This window comes from Brevundimonas sp. AVps5 (assembly GCF_058681515.1).
The window spans coordinates 2,024,326-2,043,409 of the sequence record NZ_CM178740.1 but is presented as its reverse complement, the minus strand read 5'-3'; the positions used below and the strand labels follow the sequence as shown (position 1 = coordinate 2,043,409).

Below are 19,084 nucleotides of genomic sequence, written 5' to 3'. Positions count from 1 at the left end.
TCTGCGACAATTTGCCGTCGCAAGATGAGCACGGGTGCGGCGGAGAGCCGCACCCATCGTTTCAGGAGAACGATCTTGAGGAACCAATCCATCCGGCAGCGCATGCTCGCCACCACAATGATGGGCGGCGCGGCCATTCTGGCCCTGGCAGCCCTGCCCGTGGTCGCGGTCGTCGCCGCGCCGACCGCCGCAGTGGCGCAGGACTATACCAACGGCACCCTGACCGGGACCGTCGAAGGTGCCAACGGCCAGCCGATCTCCGGCGCCACGGTGACCATCGTCTCCAACGCCCAGGGCATCAGCCGTGAATCCACCACGGGCGGGAACGGCCAGTTCCGCGCCCCCCTGATCCCGACCGGGGCCTACTCGGTCACGGTCGCCGCGCCCGGCTTCGACAGCGTCACCGAAACTGTCCAGGTCGGCCTGGGCGGCAACAACTTCATCTTCACCCTCGGAACAGCCGGCGCCTCGGGCAGCAACGTCGACGACATCGTCGTCACCGGGGTTCGCCGCTCGCTGGACCTGTCGCGCGCCGCCACCGGCGTGTCGATCGACGTTGACGAACTGATCGACACCGTCCCCATCGCGCGCAACATCACCGCCGTCACCCTTCTGGCTCCCGGCGCCGTGGCTGGCGATTCCCAGTTCGCCATCGGTCAGTCGCAACTGCAGGCCCCTGCTGCCCTGGGTGGTTCCGGTCCGGCCGAGAACGCGTATTTCATCAACGGCCTGAACATCACCAACTTCGTGACCGGCCTGGGCGGCGCGACGGTGCCGTTCGAGTTCTACAAGACGGTCGAGGTCAAGACCGGCGGCTACTCCGCCGAGTTCGGCCGTGCCACCGGCGGCATCATCAACGCCACGACCAAGTCCGGCACGAACGACTTCGTCGTCGAACTGCACGGCACCTGGGCCCCGGATTCGCTGCGTGAGGATGCGCCGAACACGGTGTCTGGCCCGCAATACGGCGGCGTCGTCAACGCCCTCGGCGAGTTCGAAGAAAAGACCCTCACCCTGGAAGTCGGCGGCCCGATCATCCGTGATCGCTTGTTCGCCTATGGCATCGTGGCCTACAACGATACCGAAGCGCAGTCCGCGACCAGCGCTGGCACGACCGGCACCCTGAACCGCGACGAGTTCAGCACTGATCCCTTCTACGGCATCAAGCTGGACGGCTACATCACGTCCGATCACCGCCTCGAGTTCACCTATTTCGACACCTCGGCAGAGCGGTCGCGAACCGTGTTCGACTACAATCCCACGACGCGGGTCATCGGCACGACGCCGCTGAACAGCTCGCTGCTGTCGCAGGGCGGCCCGAACTGGGTGGCCCGCTACACCGGCACGATCACCGACTGGCTGACGGTGTCGGCCGCCTATGGCAAGTCGGATCTGGAATCGTCCAACGCGGTCCTGCCGACCACCGAATCGCTTGTTCAGGACTCGCGTCTCAATGCGGGCGGTCAGAGCCTGGGCAATGCCCGCCGCAGCCGTCAGACGACAGCGGCCTCCACACCGCAACTGGCGGAGCGGACCTTCTATCGCGCTGACGCTGACGTCTATTTCGACTTGTTCGGCCAGCATCATGTTCGGTTCGGCTACGATCACGAAGATACGACGCTTTCGACCTTCTCGCGGCGTAACGGAGGCGGCAACTACGTCTATCTGACTGCCAGCGCTGCAACCGCCACTTCGCTGGGCATCTCCCAGGGTCAGGAGTATGCGACCCGTCGCATCTTCACTTCGGGTGGTGGTTTCGATGGAGCGAACGAAGCCTACTACATCCAGGACTCGTGGGATGTCAGCGATCGCCTGAATCTGCAAATCGGGTTCCGCAACGATAACTTCCAGACGTCAAACACCAAGGGCGTCAGCTTTATCAACTTCGAAGACAACTACGCCTCGCGGCTCGGTTTCACCTTTGACCCGACCGGCGACGCCCATTCGAAGTTCTACGGCACCTACGGCCGCTACTTCCTGCCGCCCGTTTCCAACACGGCGTTCCGTATCGCGGCTCCGGCCATCGACATCACCGAGTTCTATCTGCCCCGCGTGGGCCAGTTCTTCGGTGCTGGTGTCGGATCGACCTCGGGCTTTGACGCCACCACGGGCCTGCCCACCGGCGGCTTCGGCGCGCAGATCATCAACCGTCCGAGCTTCCAGGCTTGCCCGGCCAACACCGGCACGACCGCCGCTGCCGGCACCGTGGCCTGCTCGGTCCGCAACAACGGTTCGGAACCCGATCCGCGCAACCTCGTCGCCACCAACCTGGCAGCGACCTACGAGGATGAGTTCGTCGTCGGTTACGAGACCCAGATCAACGACCTGTGGACCGTCGGCATCAAGGGCATCTATCGCAACCTCGGCCGGATCGCCGAAGACGCCCTGCTGGACAGCGGTGTGGTGAACTACTGCCGCCGTAACAACCTGCCGCTTCTGAACGCTGGCCATACCGGCTGCGCGGACCTGTATGACGGTCAGAGCCTGTATCTGATCATCAACCCCGGCGACTCGGCGACGATCAACGTCACACTTCCGAACGCTGCGGGCGTGCTGTCCGCCCAGACGATCACACTGACGGAACAGGATCTGCCGTTCCCGACCGTCCGGCGCGAATACATCGCGGGGGAACTGACCTTCGACCGCAAGTTCGACGGCGTCTGGGGCCTGACCGGCTCCTACACACTGTCGAAGTCGGAAGGGAACACCGAGGGCGGCGTCAAGTCCGATGTGGGTCAGGTCGACTCGGGTATCACGCAGGACTTCGACTTCCTGTCGTTCCTGCCGGGTTCGGCGGGACTGCTGCCGAACCACCGTGCCCATCAGTTCAAACTGTATGGCTCGTGGCAGCCGCTGGAAAACCTGACCATCGGCGGCAACCTGTCGGTGACCTCGCCGCGCCATTACGGCTGCATCGGGTTCGCGCCATCGGACTACGGCCTCAACACCCTGACCGGAGTCGCCGACGGTGACGTGGCCAATAACTCCTACGGGGCGGCTGCCCGCTTCTGTAAGGCAACGAACAGTTCGCCGAGCCTGGTGGTGGATCGTGGTTCGGTGTTCGAAAGTGACTGGACGACCCGCTTCGACCTGTCGCTGCGTTACAGCCTCGACGACCTGGTGCCCGGCAACCTCGTTCTGCGGGCTGACATCCTGAATGTGTTCGACCTTCAGGGCGTCACCCAGAACAACGAGTTCGGCGAAGATGACTCGGGCAACATCGACCCGACCTATCAGGCACCGACCGTCTATCAGGCCCCGCGCTCCGTGCGCTTCGGCTTCGACTGGGCGTTCTAGCCCTCACGACGACTCCACGAGCAAGACTGGCGGCGGATCTCCGGATCCGCCGCCCTTTTTTTTGAGAAACCGGCGCCGCAGAAAAACCATTGGGACGCTTCAGGCGTTGGGTGGGGCGATATCCCCGAAACAGATCACGGACCGTCCATGCGCCTTCGTCTCGCCGCCTCGATTCTCGTCCTGGCCTTCGCCGTTCAGTCCCCTGCCTTTGCCCAACAGGATGACGGCCCGGTCGTCACCGCCCGCGATACCGGAGAGAGCGTCGATGCGCTGCGGGCGCGCGAGGCCATCGCCTATGAGACGCCCCTGCCGCGCGGCGCCCCGGAACAGGACTATCCCCTGGTGGCCTGGTGCGCCGCCCTTGTGGAGGGTCATATCGCGCTCGGTCGCAGCCTGACGGCCGCCGACGATCTGGACCGCGACATCATCCGCCTGGGCGGCCTGGAGGCGGCGGACTTCCGCGATGCGCTTCGCGCCGGTCAGGGTCGCCAGACGCCCGCAACCCTCGCCGCCGCCCGCGCCGCCGAGTCGGACGCCGCCGCCAAATGGGTTCCCCTGCAGGCGCAGGACGACGAACGCGCGCGCAGCGAAGCCTTCGGCCTGTTCTTCGGCCTGCCGGGCCGCTGTGAACATGCCGCCCGCCGGGTGCGCGAGAACATCACGACCCCGCCGGTTACGCTCGATCAGGCGGGACTGGACGAGGTGGGTGTGCCGAAGGAGTAGTCCTCCCCCAATGGGGGAGGGGGACCGCGGAGCGGTGGAGGGGGCTAACCCCACACTCTGTCGCTCGCGGCGGCCCCCCTCCGTCACGGCGCGAAGGCGCGCCGCGCCACCTCCCCCAATGGGGGAGGATTACGCCGCCGCCACCCGCGGTACGGCGCCCGGCTCATAGTTGAGGATCGGCGACAGCCAGCGTTCGGCGGTCTCGACATCCCAGCCCTTGCGGCGGGCGTAGTCCTCGATCTGGTCCAGATCGATCTTGCCGACGCCGAAATAGTGGCTGCCCGGGTGGCCGAAGTAGAGGCCTGACACGGACGCCGGCGGCATCATGGCGAAGCTTTCGGTCAGGGCCATGCCGGCGTTCTGTTCGGCCTGCAGCAGCCGGAACAGGGTGGCCTTCTCCGTGTGATCGGGCTGGGCCGGATAGCCGGGGGCAGGACGGATGCCCTGATACCGTTCGGCGATCAGGTCGTCCACGCTGGCCGTCTCATCGGCCGCATAGCCCCACAGCTGGGTCCGCACCTCCCTGTGCAGCCGTTCGGCGAAGGCCTCGGCGAGGCGGTCGGCCAGGGCCGCGGCCATGATGGCCGAATAGTCGTCGCCGGCCGCCTTGAACCGCTGTGAGGCCTCGACCTCGCCGTGGCCCGTGGTGACGGCGAAGGCGCCGATATAGTCGGAGCCCTCTTCGGCCACGAAATCGGACAGGGCCAGGTTCGGCTTGCCGTTCGACTTCCTGATCTGCTGACGCAGGGTGTGGAAGCGGGCGATCTCTTCGGTGCGGCTCTCGTCGGCATAGACGGCCACGTCGTCGCCGACGGCGTTGGCAGGCCAGAAGCCGACCACGCCCTTGGCCGTGAACCATTTCTCGTCGATGATCTGCTTCAGCATGACCTGGGCGTCGGCGAAGAGATCCTTGGCGGCCTCGCCGACGATCTCGTCCTCAAGGATCAGCGGATAGCGGCCGATCAGCTCCCAACTGGCGAAGAAGGGCGTCCAGTCGATGTGGTCGGCGAGGTCCTGAAGGTCCCAGCTGTCGAATGCCTTGACCCCGATGAAGGACGGCTTGCCGGGCATGGGCTGGGCCGGGTCGATGTTGAACCGGTTCTCTCGCGCCTGCGGCAGGGTGGCGCGCGCCTTGACCTCCTGGCCGCGGGCGTACTGCTCGCGGATGCGGATGTATTCGTCGCGCGTGATGGCCTCGTTCTTGGCCCGTTCGGTCTTGGACAGCAGGCCGGAGACCACGCCCACGGCGCGCGAGGCGTCGACGACATAGGTGGTGGAACCCGCCTGATAGCCGGGCTCGATCTTTACGGCCGTATGGGTCCGGCTGGTCGTCGCCCCGCCGATCAGCAGGGGGATGTCGAAGCCGCGCCGCTGCATCTCCCGCGCAACGAAGACCATCTCGTCCAGCGAAGGTGTGATCAGGCCGGACAGGCCCACGATGTCCACCTTGTGCTCGATCGCGGCGTCCAGGATGCGGTCGGCCGGGACCATGACGCCCAGGTCGATGACCTCGTAGTTGTTACACTGCAGAACGACGCCGACGATGTTCTTGCCGATGTCGTGGACGTCGCCCTTGACCGTGGCCATCAGGATGCGACCGGCCTGTTCACGCGGCTTGCCGGCCTTTTCGGCCTCCATGAAGGGTTCCAGCCAGGCCACGGCCTGTTTCATCACCCGGGCGGACTTCACCACCTGCGGCAGGAACATCTTGCCCGAGCCGAACAGGTCACCAACCACGTTCATCCCGTCCATCAGCGGGCCCTCGATGACGTGCAGCGGCCGGTCGAACGACCGGCGGGCCTCCTCGGTGTCGGCGTCGATGAACTCGGTGATGCCGTTGACGAGGGCGTGTTCGATCCGCTTGCCGACCGGCTGGTCGCGCCACTTCAGGTCGACGACCCGCGCCACCCCCTTGTCGCCCTTGTAGTTGGGCGCGAGGTCGACGAGCCGCTCGGTGTTGGAGACATTGGTCCGCTGCGGCCGGTTCAGGATCACGTCCTCGACGGCCTCGCGCAGCGTCGCGTCGAGGGTGTCGTACACGGGCAGGTCGCCGGCGTTGACGATGCCCATGTCCATGCCCGCCGCGATGGCGTGGTACAGGAAGACCGAGTGGATGGCCCGACGCACCGGCTCGTTTCCGCGGAAGCTGAACGAGACGTTCGACACCCCGCCCGAAATCCGGGCGTAGGGCAGGGTGGCCTTGATGACCTTGACCGCCTCGATGAAGTCGACGGCGTAGTTGTCGTGTTCCTCGATCCCCGTCGCCACGGCGAAGATGTTGGGGTCGAAGATGATGTCCTCGGGCGGGAAACCGACCTCGTCCACCAGGATGCGATAGGCGCGGGTGCAGATCTCGATCTTGCGCGCGGCCGTGTCGGCCTGGCCCACCTCGTCGAAGGCCATGACCACGACGGCCGCCCCGTAGCGCAGGCATTTCACCGCCTGTTCGCGGAACTCCGCCTCGCCCGCCTTCATCGAGATGGAGTTGACGATCGGCTTGCCCTGAACGCATTTCAGGCCCGCCTCGATCACCTCCCACTTGGACGAGTCGATCATCACCGGCACGCGGGCGATGTCTGGCTCAGCCGCGATCAGGTTGAGGAAGGTGATCATGGCTTGCTGCGAATCCAGCAGGCCCTCGTCCATATTGATGTCGATGATCTGGGCGCCGGCCTCGACCTGCTGGCGCGCGACCGTCAGGGCGGCGGAGTAGTCGCCGTCGATGACCAGCTTCTTGAATTTGGCCGAACCGGTGACGTTGGTCCGTTCGCCGACGTTGATGAAGATGGGTCTCACGAAAGCTCCAGAACTTGTCTGGCACGAGCACTCAGACCCTGTTCGCTGAACGGATTGACTATGAGGATGCCGTTGATCTCTGCGCCGTCGGACAGATCTTCCGTCAGCATGGTGTCCACGCCGACTTGTCGGGCGGAGGACAACAGTAGGGCGTCCCAATACTGGAGCGTCGCAGCCGCAGCCTGTTCGAGGGCCCAGATCGCGGCTAGACGCGTGGGGGGGAAGACCGGAAATCCGCCGATGATACGCCTTCCCGCCTGCGCGGCGTCGGCCGGGGTCTTCTTCATCTTGCGGCGCAGGACGTTGTTCAGTTCGCCGACGACTTGAAGACCGACAATGCCCTCTTTGGCCGCCAAGGCCGCCACGACTGTTCTGGCGATGGCCTGCTTATGCGGACTGTCTTCGTCATACAGGTAGGCGAACACGTTTGTGTCGGCGGAGATCATCGGTCGTACAGGTCTTCGCGGGTCCAGCGTTCGCCGCCCGAGTGTCCGCCACCTGCCGTCAGCAAGGCCTGCAAGGCCTCGGCCCGAACTTTCGGGTCGGGATCAGCCGGGTAGATCAGCGGCGCACCGGTCACATCATCGCCGGGAAGTTCGATGACCACGGTCTCTCCTCGCCGCGACGCATACAGTTCTTTCCAGAACTGTTGCATTCGCCCGACCGGACGAAGCCCCGCCGTCGGGCGTCCATCCACGCCATCGGCCATCTTGCGCCAGAGGCCCCGCACGCCATCGACAAGTAGTTCCAGATCTTCGCCGCCTTTCAATGACTGAAGGCGGGCGGTGAGCCTGTGGTCTCCATGCACGTGTTTGGTCCAGACAACGACGTCCTTCACAGCGGTTTCAGCTTGAGCGCCCATGTCCAATCTCCCTTTAAACGACAAAGGGAGGTTATGGGGGTGCATGGGGGGTGTCAAGGGGCCTATGAGGGGGGTATCCGGGGTCACGCCACCAGCTCGAACGGTTCCAGCCCCGACAGCCGCATCGCCACCGGCCGCTCCGGTATTTCCCGCGTCGGCAGTTTCGAGACTGCCTCCGCCGTATGCCGGATGTGCTCCGGCGTCGTGCCGCAGCAGCCGCCGACGATGTTGACCAGGCCGGACGCGGCCCATTCCTCGATGGAGTGGGCGGTCTCGTGCGGCTCCTCGTCGTACTGGCCCATGGCGTTGGGCAGGCCGGCGTTGGGATAGGCGGCGACGAGGGTGTCGGCGACGCGGCTCAGTTCGGCGATGAAGGGGCGCATCAGGTCCGCTCCAAGCGCGCAGTTGAAACCGACGGCGAACGGCTTGGCGTGGCGCACGCTGTTCCAGAAGGCCTCGGCCGTCTGGCCCGACAGGGTGCGGCCCGAGCGGTCGGTGATCGTGCCCGAAATCCAGATCGGCAGGGCCTCCATACCCTCGTCCTCGAGGTCCTTGATGGCCTTGATCGCCGCCTTGCAGTTCAGCGTGTCGGTGATGGTCTCGATCAGATACAGGTCGACCCCGCCTTCGTTCAGGGCGCGGATCTGATGGCGATAGGCGTCATAGACCTGGTCGAAGGTGACCAGTCGCGCGCCGGGATCGTTCACGTCCGACGACATCGACAGCATCTTGTTCAGCGGGCCGATCGAACCGGCGGCGAAACGCGGCTTGTGCGGCTCCTTCCCGGTCCAGCGGTCGGCCGAGGCGCGGGCCAGTTTCGCCCCCTCCAGATTGATGTCCCAGACCGCCTGTTCGTCCAGCTTGTAGTCATCCTGGGCGATGACCGTACCGGAGAAGGTGTTGGTCTCCGAGATATCCGCCCCGGCACCGAAATACTGGTCGTGAAGGTCGCTGATGACGTCCGGACGGGTGATGCACAGGATGTCGTTGTTGCCCTTCATCTGGTCCTTTTCGTTGTAGCCATTGGCCTCAACGAAGCGGTCGCCGCGGAAGTCGGCCTCCTCCAGCCCGGCGCGCTGGATCATCACACCCCACGATCCGTCGAGGACCAGGATGCGTTCCCTGGCCGCCTTGTGCAGGGCGGCGATGCGTTCGGGACGGGTCATGCGGCGGCCTTCTGTTCGCGGACGCCCAGCACGCGGCAGATCGCATAGACCAGATCGGCGCGGTTCAGGGTGTAGAAGTGGAAGTCGGAGAAACCCTCTTCCTGCAGCCGGGCGCAGGTCTCGGCGGCGACCGAGGCGGCCAGAAGTTTCCGGGTCTCCGGATCGTCGTCCAGGCCCTCGAAATGGGCCGCCAGCCAGTCGGGCACCGACGTGCCGCACGATCCGCACATGCGGACGAGCCCGGTGAAGTTGGACACCGGCATGATCCCGGGGATCAGGGGAATGGTCACGCCCGCCGCCCGGACCCGGTCGCGGAAACGCAGGAAGGCGTCGATGTCGAAGAAGAACTGGCTGACGGCGCGCGTGGCGCCAGCGTCGATCTTGGCCTTCAGCACATCGATGTCATGGTCGATCGACGGGCTTTCCGGATGCTGTTCCGGATAGACACCGACCGTGACGTCGAAGCCGCCGACGCGGCTGATCGCCCGGGTCAGTTCCGTGGCGTTGGCGTAGCCGTCGGCGCGGGGCTGATAGACGCCGCCGATGCCGGCCGCGCCGGGCGGATCGCCGCGCAGGGCCACGATATGGTTCACGCCGATCGACTTGTAGTCGCGGATGACCTCGTCGACTTCCTCACGGCTGGCATCCACGCAGGTCAGGTGGGCGGCGGGCTTCAGCGTGGTCTCGGTCAGCATCCGCTGCACGGTCCGGTGCGTCCGCTCACGCGTCGAGCCGCCGGCACCGTAGGTCACCGAGACGAAGGCCGGGTTCAGCGGCTCAAGCCGGCGTACGGCCTCCCACAGGGTCTCTTCCGCCTTGTCGGTCTTGGGCGGGAAGAACTCGAACGAGACGCGCACGGGGTTGGCGTTCTGGCCCGCGCGGGCGACCGGCCCCAGCGGCGACAGCAGCAGGGCGCGGGCTTGAGCGAGAGAGTTGGCGGTGGCGGCCATCAGGCGAGGTTCCTTTGGACGGGGGGCCTTGCCGCGACGGCGGGTCTCGTCGCGGTCCAGATGGTGACGGTCAGCCCCGCCGTGTCGGGCGGCAGGGCGATGGACGCGGAGGCGTCGAGACCAGCCTCGGCCAGCCAGCGCCCGATCTCTTCGTCAGCGAAGCCCAGCCGCCGGTGCTGGTGCTCCTCGCGCAGTCGCTCGAGGTCGTGCGGCGCGAAATCGACGATCAGCAGCTTGCCGCCGGGGCTGACGAGCCGGGCCGCCTCAGCCACGGCCGCGCCGGGATCGACGAGGTAGTGCAGAACCTGATGCACCAGCACGAGGTCCGCCGACCCGGCCGGCAGCCGCGTCGCGAAAATGTCGCCGTGCCTCAGCTCGACCTTGTCCAGCCCTGCTTTCACGACATTGGCCCGGGCGATGTTCAGCATGTTCTGCGACAGGTCGAGGCCGATCGACATCTTCGCCTTGCGCCCCAGAAGAGTCAGCATCCGCCCGGAACCGGTTCCCAGATCGACGACCCGTTCGAACGGACCCGGTCCGGCGGCGCGCTCGATGGCGCTCTCCACAGCCGTCTCGGAAACATAGAGGGAGCGGATGCGATCCCAGCTCGGGGCGACCTGTTCGAAATAGGCGGCGGCCGCAGTGGCACGTTCGTCGCGCACGGCGTCCAGTCGCCTGTGGTCCGCCTCGCCCTCGGCGTCGTTGAGCAGATCAAGAACGGTGTCGATCAGCCGCCGCGCCAGAGGTTCGTGGGAGACGCGGTAGAAGACGCGGGCACCGTCGGGAAACCGCTCGATCAACCCGGCGTCGGCCATCAGTTTCAGGTGACGCGATACGCGTGGCTGGCTCTGCTCCAGCACGCGGCTCAACTCCATGACCGACAACTCCTCGCCGGCCAGCAGCGACAGGATGCGCAGACGCGTCGGCTCGCCGGCGGCGCGCAGGGCTTCGACTGTCTGATCGGCGGTCAGCGACATGGTGCAATCATATAAGGATATCCTTATATGATGTGAAGAAGGAAACCGTTGGTCAGGCCTTCGTCTGCGCCGTCCACGTTCTGAAGCCGACATGGGCCTTCGACGGCGGCGCGGGTTCCGGCGACGGCGCGTCGGGCAGGGGGGCGAGGCGGCGCTTGTTGACGTGCTCGACCGGGGCCTCGGCGATCCGGTCGGGGAACTCGCCCCTGAAATAGAACCGCTGCCACGCCTGTTTGATCGCCTCGGGGTCGCCGGCGGCCATGCGGGTGTTGAAGTCGGTCCGAACCTCCGACCATTTCCGGTACTGCAGGGCCAGATCGCCGTCCGGGTCCATCGAGGCTCGCACGGGGACGAATTCCTCGACCCGATGGTGCTGGACCGGTTGAAGGAAGCAGAACGGCTCGTCCTTCTCGAACCGGATCACGCCGGGTGCCGTGAAACGCCAGTTCATCGTGAAAGGGTAGGGCAGCCAGTCCGTTTCGGTCAGGCCCTCCAGAGCCTGGATTCCGTGCTTGAACCGGTTCGGCACGCCCGAGGCCCGCATGGCCCAGCCCGGCGGGGTCCGGAACAGCCAGCCTGTGTGGAAGGTCAGCACCCCCTCGGTGAAATGCGAGGCGGCGAAGTGATCGAAATAGAGGGCGTCCGGGTCCGGCCGGAACGCTATCGAATCCGCCCCCATCCGCCCGTCCCACTCGGCCTCGAACCCGAACGGGCACAGCAGCTCCCACCCCGTGGTGTTGGCCATGGTCAGCGGCAGGCAGCGATAGGGATGGCGCCCCGCGAACTCGTCCATCCAGTCGCGCTCGGGCCGGCCCGGGACCATGCGCGGCGGGTCGTCGCGCATCGGATAGCATTCCAGCGTCAGGGCGGAGGTTTCAGGCTGGGCGGCGATATCGGTCAAGACAGGTCATCTCTGAGAAAAGATGGCGGCACCTTACCCATCCCGTGCATTCTCGCGAAGGCGGGGACCCAGTTCTTTTGTGAGGCGACATGTTCGGTGTCAGCGCCGTTCATGTCACCCGGTTGGAGCCTGAAAACCTGGGTCCCCGCCTTCGCGGGGATGCGCGGGATTAAAGAACCGAAAATCAGGTCGCTCGAACCGGCGTGATCAGAGGCTCTCCCGCCACGGCGGAGGCGAGGTTGCGCATCAGCAGCATCAGCATCCCCTGCACCGCCTCGGACGTCGCCCCGCCGGTGTGAGGCGTCAGCACGACGTTCGGCACGCCCGCCCAGTGCGCGGCCGGGGTCGGCTCGGTCTCGAACACGTCCAGCGCCGCCTGACCCAGCCGTCCGGCCTTCAATGCTTCGATCAGGGCGTCCTCGTCCACGAGGGACCCACGCGCCACATTGACCAGCAGTCCGTTCGGACCCAGCGCCTCGATCACCCCGGCCGAAATCAGTCCCCGGTTGGTCTCGTCCGCCCGGCAGGCGACGACCAGCACGTCCGAATCCCGAGCCAGTTCCAGCAGCGACCCTGAACGTGGCCAGGGCGAGTCCTTCGCCCGCGGCCCCCACCAGGCAACGGGACAGCCCATGACTTCGACCCGTTTCGCCACGGCCGCGCCGATGAGCCCCAGTCCGACGATCCCGACGCGGCGCCCCCTCATCGACGGGGTCATCAGCCGCGCGTCCATGGACCACTGGCCGGCCTTCACCGTCTGGTCGCCGTCCACGATCCGTCGCGACGCCGCCAGAATCAGCCCCACGGCATGGTCGGCCACATCCTCGTGGTTCACCGCCGGCGCATGGGTCACCGGCAGGCCGCGCGCCTCGCACCAGTCCAGATCGATGCCGTCATAGCCCGAGGTGAAACAGGCGATCAGCTTCAGGTTCGGCAACCGCTCGATGACCGCGGTATCCAGCGGATCCTCGCCCGCCACCACCACCGCCTGGATCAGGCCCTGGGCCTCCACCGGCGGATGCTCCCACAGGCGGTGGACGGTGTAGGCACTCTCCAGAATCGCGGTGAGCGGCCCGAGCAGGGAGGGCATGATCAGAACGTGCGGGCGATGGAGCATGGGGTGATCCTAACCCGCTCGCGGCGGTGGGGAAGAGGCGTGGACAGACAACTCTCTGTCGATCATAGACGCGCCGTGCAAACCGCCTCCGGTCCCGTTCGTCGCCTCGACCTGGACTGGATCCGGCTGTCGGCCTTCGGCCTGCTGATCCTGTACCACGTGGGCCTCGTCTATGCGCCCTACGACTGGCACATGCACAGCACCCACACCTTTGAATGGATGCGCGAAGGCGTCCTGATCACCAATCCCTGGCGGCTGGCGCTGCTGTTCCTGGTGTCCGGCGCCGCGCTGCGCTTCATGACCGCGCGACGGACCGCCGGTCAGGTGGCCCGGGCGCGGGCGGAGCGGCTGGTTCCGCCGTTGATCTTCGGGACCCTGGTGCTGGTTCCGATCCAGTCGTGGATCGAGGCGATGGACAAGGGCGGCTGGAGCGGCGGGCTGCCTGGCTGGTGGTGGCACGAGTTCAGCCTCTCGGGCCTCAGCAACGGGGTGCCGGTCAACCACCTGTGGTTCATCATCTATATCGCGGTCTACAGCGCGGTGGCGGTGCTGCTGATGCTGCGACCGGCGGATCTCGACCGGGCCGAGGCCGGCCTGACGCGGCTGTTGTCGGGCTGGAGGGTGATCGCGGTCCCGATCGTCTATCTGATCCTCATCCGGCTGACCCTGTTCCCGATGTTCGGCCTGACCAACCGGCTGACCCACGACTGGTACAATCACGCCCTGTCGCTGGGGGCCTTCCTGTTCGGTTTCCTGATCGTGCGTCAGGAGAGCGTCTGGCGCGACCTTGAGCGCTATCGCTGGGTCGGACTGGGGCTCGCGGTCGTGGCCCTGCCGATCATGATGCTGCAGACGGCCCATCCGGGCGGCGGCGCCTTCTGGGGCATTCCCCGGGGCGTCGTGTTCGCGATCGACCAGTGGGCCGTGATCACTGTCATTCTCGGCTTCGGCAGCCTGTATCTGCGCCGGGCCGACAGCCGGGTGCTGCACTACCTCAGCGATGCGGTCTTCACCTGCTATCTCGCCCACCAGACCATCCTCGTCGTCGCGGTGTGGCTGATCCAGGCGCGGGGCTGGCCGGCCCTGGTCGAGGCCCCGGTCCTGACCGTCATCACCATCGGCGGCAGTCTGCTGATCTATGAGATCGTGCGGCGCATCCCGCTGATCCGGCCGATCTGGGGCCTGAAACCCTTGAAGGCCAAACCATCGGCGGCACCTGGCCTGCCGGCCGCGGAGCGCGGGGACCCTGCATGAATTTCGCGCGACCCGAACTGCGACAGGCTGCGCGCGGGCTGCTGCTCGTCGGTGTCGTCGCGCCGATCCTCGCGCTCGCGGCGGTGCTGATCGCGGCGATATCCTATGCCGGGTTCGACCACGCGCGTCAGTATCTGAGCGAACTGGGCGGCGAGACGGCGGCCCATCCGTGGATCTTCAACTTCGGCGTCCTGATCGCCGGCGTCATGACCGGAGTGGCCGGGATCGGCTTCGGCCTGGCGGTGGTCATCCTGACCCGCTCGCCGGTGTCGGCGGTTCTGGTCGGGCTGCTGTTCGTGCTGGCCGGGATCGGGCTGGTGATGTCGAGCCTCTATCCCTGGCCTGACCCCAGACACATGGCGATCAATCTCGGGCTGGGGATTCAGCTGGCACCGGTGTTCCTGCTGGTCGCACTGCGGCAAAGTCTTGAGTTGACCCGGCTGAAGCGCTTCCTGATCGGCGTTTTCGTGCTGATGGCGGTGCTGACCGTCCTGACCAAACACCTCGTGTTTCCCGGAACGGTGAACGATTTCAATGTCGGCTACTGGGAGCGCGCCTTCGCGATCGTTCTGGTCGGCTGGGTCGGCGTGGCGGCCCATCTCATGAGGCGCGCCCTCGGCCGCTGAGACCGGGTGCGCCGCGACAACGCATTTGCAACAAAAAGTGCCGTTATCACCATTCCGTGATTGAAAATCGCGGAAGAGTGAACGAGAGTGCCCGGATGGTGCGGCGCAACAACGGTGCCCGAATTCTGACCGCGCGCGCCAAGGGGAATATTGCATGAGCGGCCACGCCTCGACCGCGCGGGTCTACGACCTCGACGGTCAAGTCCAGATCGTCCCGGCCTATGCTGGCGCCAGCTCGTGGCTGCCGGAACAATCCCCGTTGGCCATGCCGCGCCAGACTTTCAACGACGCCTCGCGCCAGGTCACGGATCGGCTGGCTTCGCGCCCCGACGGCCTGCTGACCCGCCGTTTCATCGTGTTCGGCTCGACCCTGGCGGTCGCCCTCCTGGCCATGATCGCGCCGGTGATCTTGTGCGCCCGCGAAGGCTTCCAGCCGCTCGAGATCGTCGCCCTGACCCTGTTCACCGTCCTGATCTCGGCCATCGCCTGCTGGTTCTGCTCGACCTTCGCCGGCCTGGTCGTGTTGCTGACCGGTCGCGAGCAGGACGACATGGACTTCGCGCCCTATCCGCCGCTGCCGACCCGCCGCACCGCCCTCCTGATGCCGCTCTACAACGAGGACGCTCGCGAGGCCCTGGCCCGCCTGGCCGCGCTCGACGCCTCGCTGGCGCGTCTGGGCGCGTCGGACGCCTTCGACCTGTTCGTGCTCAGCGATTCGACGAAGGACGAGGCCGCCGCCGCCGAAATATCGGCCTGCGTGGCGCTCCGGGCCCACGCGGGCAGCAGGCTCTACTACCGCCGCCGCACCGAAAACATCGAGCGCAAGGCCGGCAACATCGCCGACTGGACCCGTACCTTCGGCGGCGCCTACGACTTCATGATCGTGCTGGACGCCGACTCGACCATGGCCGGCGAGACCGTGCTGCGTCTGGTCGACGCCATGGAGCGCAATCCCGGCGTGGGCCTGATCCAGACCGCCCCGACCATCATCAAGTCCCAGACCCTGTTCGCGCGCCTGTCGCAGTTCGGCGTGCGCCTGTACGGCCGTGTCGCCGCCGCCGGCCTGGCCTGGTGGGCCGGTTCGGAAGCCAGCTACTGGGGCCACAACGCCATCCTGCGCACCCGCGCCTTCGCCGACTGCGCGGGCCTGCCGGAACTCGAGGGCCGCAAGCCCTTCGGCGGCCATATCATGAGCCACGATGTCGTCGAGGCCGCCCTGATGCGCCGCGCCGGCTGGGCGGTCCACGTGACCGCCGCCCTGGACGGCAGCTGCGAAGAGACGCCGCCGACCCTGACCGATTTCATCCGCCGCGATCACCGTTGGTGCCAGGGCAACCTGCAACACCTCGCCCTGATCGGCGCCAAGGGCCTGAACCCGATCAGCCGCCTGCAGCTGGCGATGGGCTGCATGGCCTATCTGTCGTCGCCGCTGTGGCTGGCGTCTCTGATCGTCGGCATGGTCATGCAACTCCAGAGCCCGGTCGACTGGACCTCCTTCTTCTACATCCTGAACCCCAAGCTCTCGCCCTTCATGCTGGCCTCCCTGCTGGGCGGCGTGATGCTGATGGGACCCAAGCTGATGGGCTTCGTTTTGGTCCTGACCCGTCCGGGCGAGCGCCGGGCTTTCGGCGGAGCGCGCCAGATCATGAAGGGCATGGCCCTCGAGATCGCCCTTTCCGCCGCCCTGGCCCCCATCCTGATGGTCGCCAACACCCGGGCCGTCATCCAGATCGTCAGCGGCCACGACGCCGGCTGGGCCACGCAGCAGCGCAGCGCCGACGGCCTGGCCTGGAAGGACGCCTTCGCCGCCATGCGCTGGCAGATGGTGACCGGCGTGGTCTTCTCTCTGGGTCTGCTGGTCCGCCCCGATCTGGCCACCTGGTTCGCCCCGATCGTCCTGCCCCTGCTGTTCGCCGCCCCAATCGCCGTCTTCACCTCGCGCCGCAGCATCGGCGAGGGTTTCGCCCGCAAGGGCTGGCTGGTCACGCCGGATGAGGACACGGTCGCGGTTTCGCCTGTCGTGCTGTTTCCGGCCGGCCGCCCCGTAGTCGAAGGCCAGGCTCCGGTCTGGGCGCGTCGCTGATCAAGGCGATCGCAAACTAGAGAAAAAGGGGATCAAGCCGCTGGCCTGGTCCCCTTTTTTTCGATCCGCTTCGCAAGCACGCCTGGCTTGCCCGGCAAGGCGATGTGAAAGGACCGGGCCGGGCGGAACGACTTCGCGGTAAGGTTTCGAGAATTGACTTCCCGGGCGGGTGGTCGAGGATCGCGACATGGAAACCCAAATCGCCGTTCTTCTTGCCGCTGCCGTCGTCTTCGGCCTTTCCGCCTGCAACGCGGGTGCGCCTCAGCCAGCTGCCGATCCGTTGTCCGCTCCAGTCTCCACGACGGGCGAGGTTGCGGGCATCCGCGACGGGCGAACGACGCTTGGGGTCGGCCAGACCCTGCGGATCGCCCTGCCCAGCAACGCGACGACCGGCTACAGCTGGAAGCTGGCGGGAACCTATGCCGACATACTCACGCCTGGCTCGCCGTTCGGGAACGAGATCATCGATCCTCACCCGTCGGGCATGGTCGGCGTAGGCGGTAATACCGTGTGGACGTTCCAGGCCGGGCGTTCGGGTACGACGACCTTGACCTTCACCTACGCTCGACAGTGGGAGCGAGACACGCCTCCCGCCGAGACCGCGACCTATACGATCACGGTGCGCTGAAACCGGCCCCGAAGGGCCGGTCTCGCGACTAGCGCCCGAACTTCTGGAACTTGATCCGGTGCGGGATCAGGGCGTCCGTGCCCAGGCGGCGCTTCTTGTCCTCTTCGTAGGCTTCGAAGTTCCCCTCGAACCATTCGACGTGGCTGTCGCCCTCGAAGGCCAGGATGTGGGTCGCCAGACGGTCCAGGAACCAGCGGTCGTGGGAGATGACCACGGCGCAGCCCGCAAACTCCTCCAGCGCCTCCTCGAGGTTCTGCAGGGTCTCGATGTCCAGGTCGTTGGTCGGTTCGTCGAGCAGGATCAGGTTGCCGCCAGTGGCCAGGGTCTTGGCCAGGTGGACGCGGTTGCGCTCACCGCCCGACAGCTGTCCGACCTTCTTCTGCTGGTCGCCGCCCTTGAAGTTGAAGCTGCCGACATAGGCGCGGGTGTTGATCTCGCGCTTGCCGACCATCATCACGTCGGTGCCGCCCGAGATCTCTTCCCAGATCGTCTTGTTGGGATCGAGCGAGTCGCGCGACTGGTCGACATAGGCCAGTTTGACCGTCTCGCCGACCTTGATGGTGCCGCCGTCCGGCGTCTCCTGGCCGGTGATCATGCGGAACATGGTCGACTTGCCGGCCCCGTTCGGACCGATGACGCCGACGATGCCGTTGGGCGGCAGTTTGAAGGTCAGGTTGTCGAACAGCAGCTTGTCGCCATACGACTTCTGCAGGCCCTCGACCTCCAGCACGACATTGCCGAGGCGCGGCCCGGGCGGGATCTGGATGTGGGCATGGGTCTGGGCCCCGCGCAGGTTCTCCTGCTCGGTCACCATCCGGTCATAGGCGGCCAGACGGGCCTTGGACTTGGCCTGACGGGCCTTGGCGCCCGAGCGCACCCATTCCAGTTCGCGGGTCAGGGCGCGCTGGCGAGCCTCGGACTCTGAGTTCTCCTGCACGACGCGCTTCTGCTTCTGCTCCAGCCAGCTGGAGTAGTTGCCCTCGTAGGGGATGCCCTTGCCGCGATCGAGCTCCAGCGTCCACTTGGTCACCAGATCCAGGAAGTAGCGGTCGTGGGTCACCAGGATGACGCAGCCCGGGAAGGCTTCCAGGTGGTGCTGCAGCCAGGCGACGCTCTCGGCGTCGAGGTGGTTGGTCGGTTCGTCGAGCAGCAGCATGTCCGGCTTGGACAGCAGCAGGCGGGCCAGGGCGACGCGACGCTTCTCACCGCCGGACAGGTTGGTGGTGGCCGAGTCGTCCGGCGGGCAGCGCAGGGCGTCCATCGCCATCTCGATGCGGCTGTCGATGTCCCAGACGTCGCCGGCGTCGATCTTTTCCTGCAGGGCCGTCATCTCGGCCATCAGTTCGTCGGTGTATTCCTCGGCCATCTCCATGGCGATGGCGTTGAAGCGATTGACCCACTGCTTCTCTTCGCACCAGGCCTCGACGTTCTCGCGGACGTTCAGGCTGTCGTCGAGGTGGGGCTCCTGTTCCAGGTAGCCGCGCTTGATTCCGTCGGCAGCCTTGGCCTCGCCGGTGAACTCCGGGTCGATGCCGGCCATGATCTTCAGCAGGGTGGATTTGCCCGAGCCGTTGACGCCGACCACGCCGATCTTGGCGTCGTTGTAGAAGCTCAGCCAGATGTTCTCGAAGATCTTCTTGCCGCCGGGAAAGGCCTTGGTCAGACCTTGCATCTGGAAAATATACTGCTGCGCCATGAGGTGCG

The 19,084-nt window shown here is 66.2% G+C and carries 15 protein-coding genes; 6 read left to right on the top strand and 9 right to left on the bottom strand.

Annotated elements, in window-relative coordinates; translation table 11 throughout:
- Positions 1 to 75 precede the first annotated feature (75 nt).
- Both ACW18A_RS10335 and ACW18A_RS10330 read left to right on the top strand, forming a co-directional pair.
- The gene (locus tag ACW18A_RS10335) at positions 76 to 3,297 is read left to right on the top strand and encodes a TonB-dependent receptor (protein WP_492021635.1); all 3,222 of its coding nucleotides are present in this window, start codon (positions 76 to 78) and stop codon (positions 3,295 to 3,297) included.
- A 147-nt stretch (positions 3,298 to 3,444) separates the two neighbouring features.
- Entirely contained in the window at positions 3,445 to 4,020 is a 576-nt protein-coding gene (locus ACW18A_RS10330) for a hypothetical protein (protein WP_492021634.1), read from the top strand.
- Between the two features lie 129 nt (positions 4,021 to 4,149).
- On the opposite strand, the gene metH is transcribed toward ACW18A_RS10330, so the two are convergent.
- The 8 genes from metH to ACW18A_RS10290 form a co-directional block, all read right to left on the bottom strand.
- Positions 4,150 to 6,816, bottom strand: coding sequence for a methionine synthase (gene metH, locus ACW18A_RS10325; RefSeq protein ID WP_492021633.1), 2,667 nt, complete (start codon positions 6,814 to 6,816; stop codon positions 4,150 to 4,152).
- Positions 6,813 to 7,262, bottom strand: coding sequence for a PIN domain-containing protein (locus ACW18A_RS10320; protein WP_492021632.1), 450 nt, complete (start codon positions 7,260 to 7,262; stop codon positions 6,813 to 6,815). Before ACW18A_RS10320 ends, metH begins: the two co-directional genes overlap by 4 nt.
- On the bottom strand, positions 7,259 to 7,678 hold the full coding sequence (locus tag ACW18A_RS10315) for a hypothetical protein (protein WP_492021631.1): 420 nt from the start codon (positions 7,676 to 7,678) through the stop codon (positions 7,259 to 7,261). The genes ACW18A_RS10320 and ACW18A_RS10315 overlap by 4 nt, the downstream gene beginning before the upstream one ends.
- Positions 7,679 to 7,761: 83 nt before the next feature.
- Positions 7,762 to 8,844: a homocysteine S-methyltransferase family protein gene (locus ACW18A_RS10310; RefSeq protein ID WP_492021630.1), complete on the bottom strand. Its 1,083-nt coding sequence runs from the start codon at positions 8,842 to 8,844 to the stop codon at positions 7,762 to 7,764.
- Positions 8,841 to 9,794, bottom strand: coding sequence for a methylenetetrahydrofolate reductase [NAD(P)H] (gene metF / locus ACW18A_RS10305; protein ID WP_492021629.1), 954 nt, complete (start codon positions 9,792 to 9,794; stop codon positions 8,841 to 8,843). The genes ACW18A_RS10310 and metF overlap by 4 nt, the downstream gene beginning before the upstream one ends.
- Entirely contained in the window at positions 9,794 to 10,771 is a 978-nt protein-coding gene (locus ACW18A_RS10300) for an ArsR/SmtB family transcription factor (protein WP_492021628.1), read from the bottom strand. The genes metF and ACW18A_RS10300 overlap by 1 nt, the downstream gene beginning before the upstream one ends.
- Before the next feature lie 52 nt (positions 10,772 to 10,823).
- Positions 10,824 to 11,636, bottom strand: coding sequence for a DUF6065 family protein (locus ACW18A_RS10295; protein ID WP_492024382.1), 813 nt, complete (start codon positions 11,634 to 11,636; stop codon positions 10,824 to 10,826).
- A 220-nt stretch (positions 11,637 to 11,856) separates the two neighbouring features.
- Positions 11,857 to 12,789 (bottom strand): 2-hydroxyacid dehydrogenase, encoded by a 933-nt coding sequence (locus ACW18A_RS10290; protein ID WP_492021627.1) that lies wholly within the window; start codon positions 12,787 to 12,789, stop codon positions 11,857 to 11,859.
- A gap of 75 nt (positions 12,790 to 12,864) precedes the next feature.
- Here ACW18A_RS10290 and ACW18A_RS10285 point away from each other — a divergent pair, with 75 nt between their 5' ends.
- From ACW18A_RS10285 to ACW18A_RS10270, 4 genes are all read left to right on the top strand, one after another.
- Entirely contained in the window at positions 12,865 to 14,043 is a 1,179-nt protein-coding gene (locus ACW18A_RS10285; protein ID WP_492021626.1) for an acyltransferase family protein, read from the top strand.
- Positions 14,040 to 14,669, top strand: coding sequence for a DUF998 domain-containing protein (locus ACW18A_RS10280; protein WP_492021625.1), 630 nt, complete (start codon positions 14,040 to 14,042; stop codon positions 14,667 to 14,669). Before ACW18A_RS10285 ends, ACW18A_RS10280 begins: the two co-directional genes overlap by 4 nt.
- A gap of 154 nt (positions 14,670 to 14,823) precedes the next feature.
- Positions 14,824 to 16,752, top strand: a complete 1,929-nt coding sequence (mdoH, locus tag ACW18A_RS10275; RefSeq protein ID WP_492021624.1) for a glucans biosynthesis glucosyltransferase MdoH — start codon at positions 14,824 to 14,826, stop codon at positions 16,750 to 16,752.
- 187 nt (positions 16,753 to 16,939) lie between these two features.
- Positions 16,940 to 17,380 (top strand): protease inhibitor I42 family protein, encoded by a 441-nt coding sequence (locus ACW18A_RS10270; protein ID WP_492021623.1) that lies wholly within the window; start codon positions 16,940 to 16,942, stop codon positions 17,378 to 17,380.
- A 28-nt stretch (positions 17,381 to 17,408) separates the two neighbouring features.
- Here ACW18A_RS10270 and ettA read toward each other — a convergent pair whose 3' ends face one another.
- A complete protein-coding gene (gene ettA, locus ACW18A_RS10265; protein WP_492021622.1) occupies positions 17,409 to 19,076 on the bottom strand; it encodes an energy-dependent translational throttle protein EttA in 1,668 nt (555 codons plus the stop codon).
- Positions 19,077 to 19,084 lie beyond the last annotated feature (8 nt).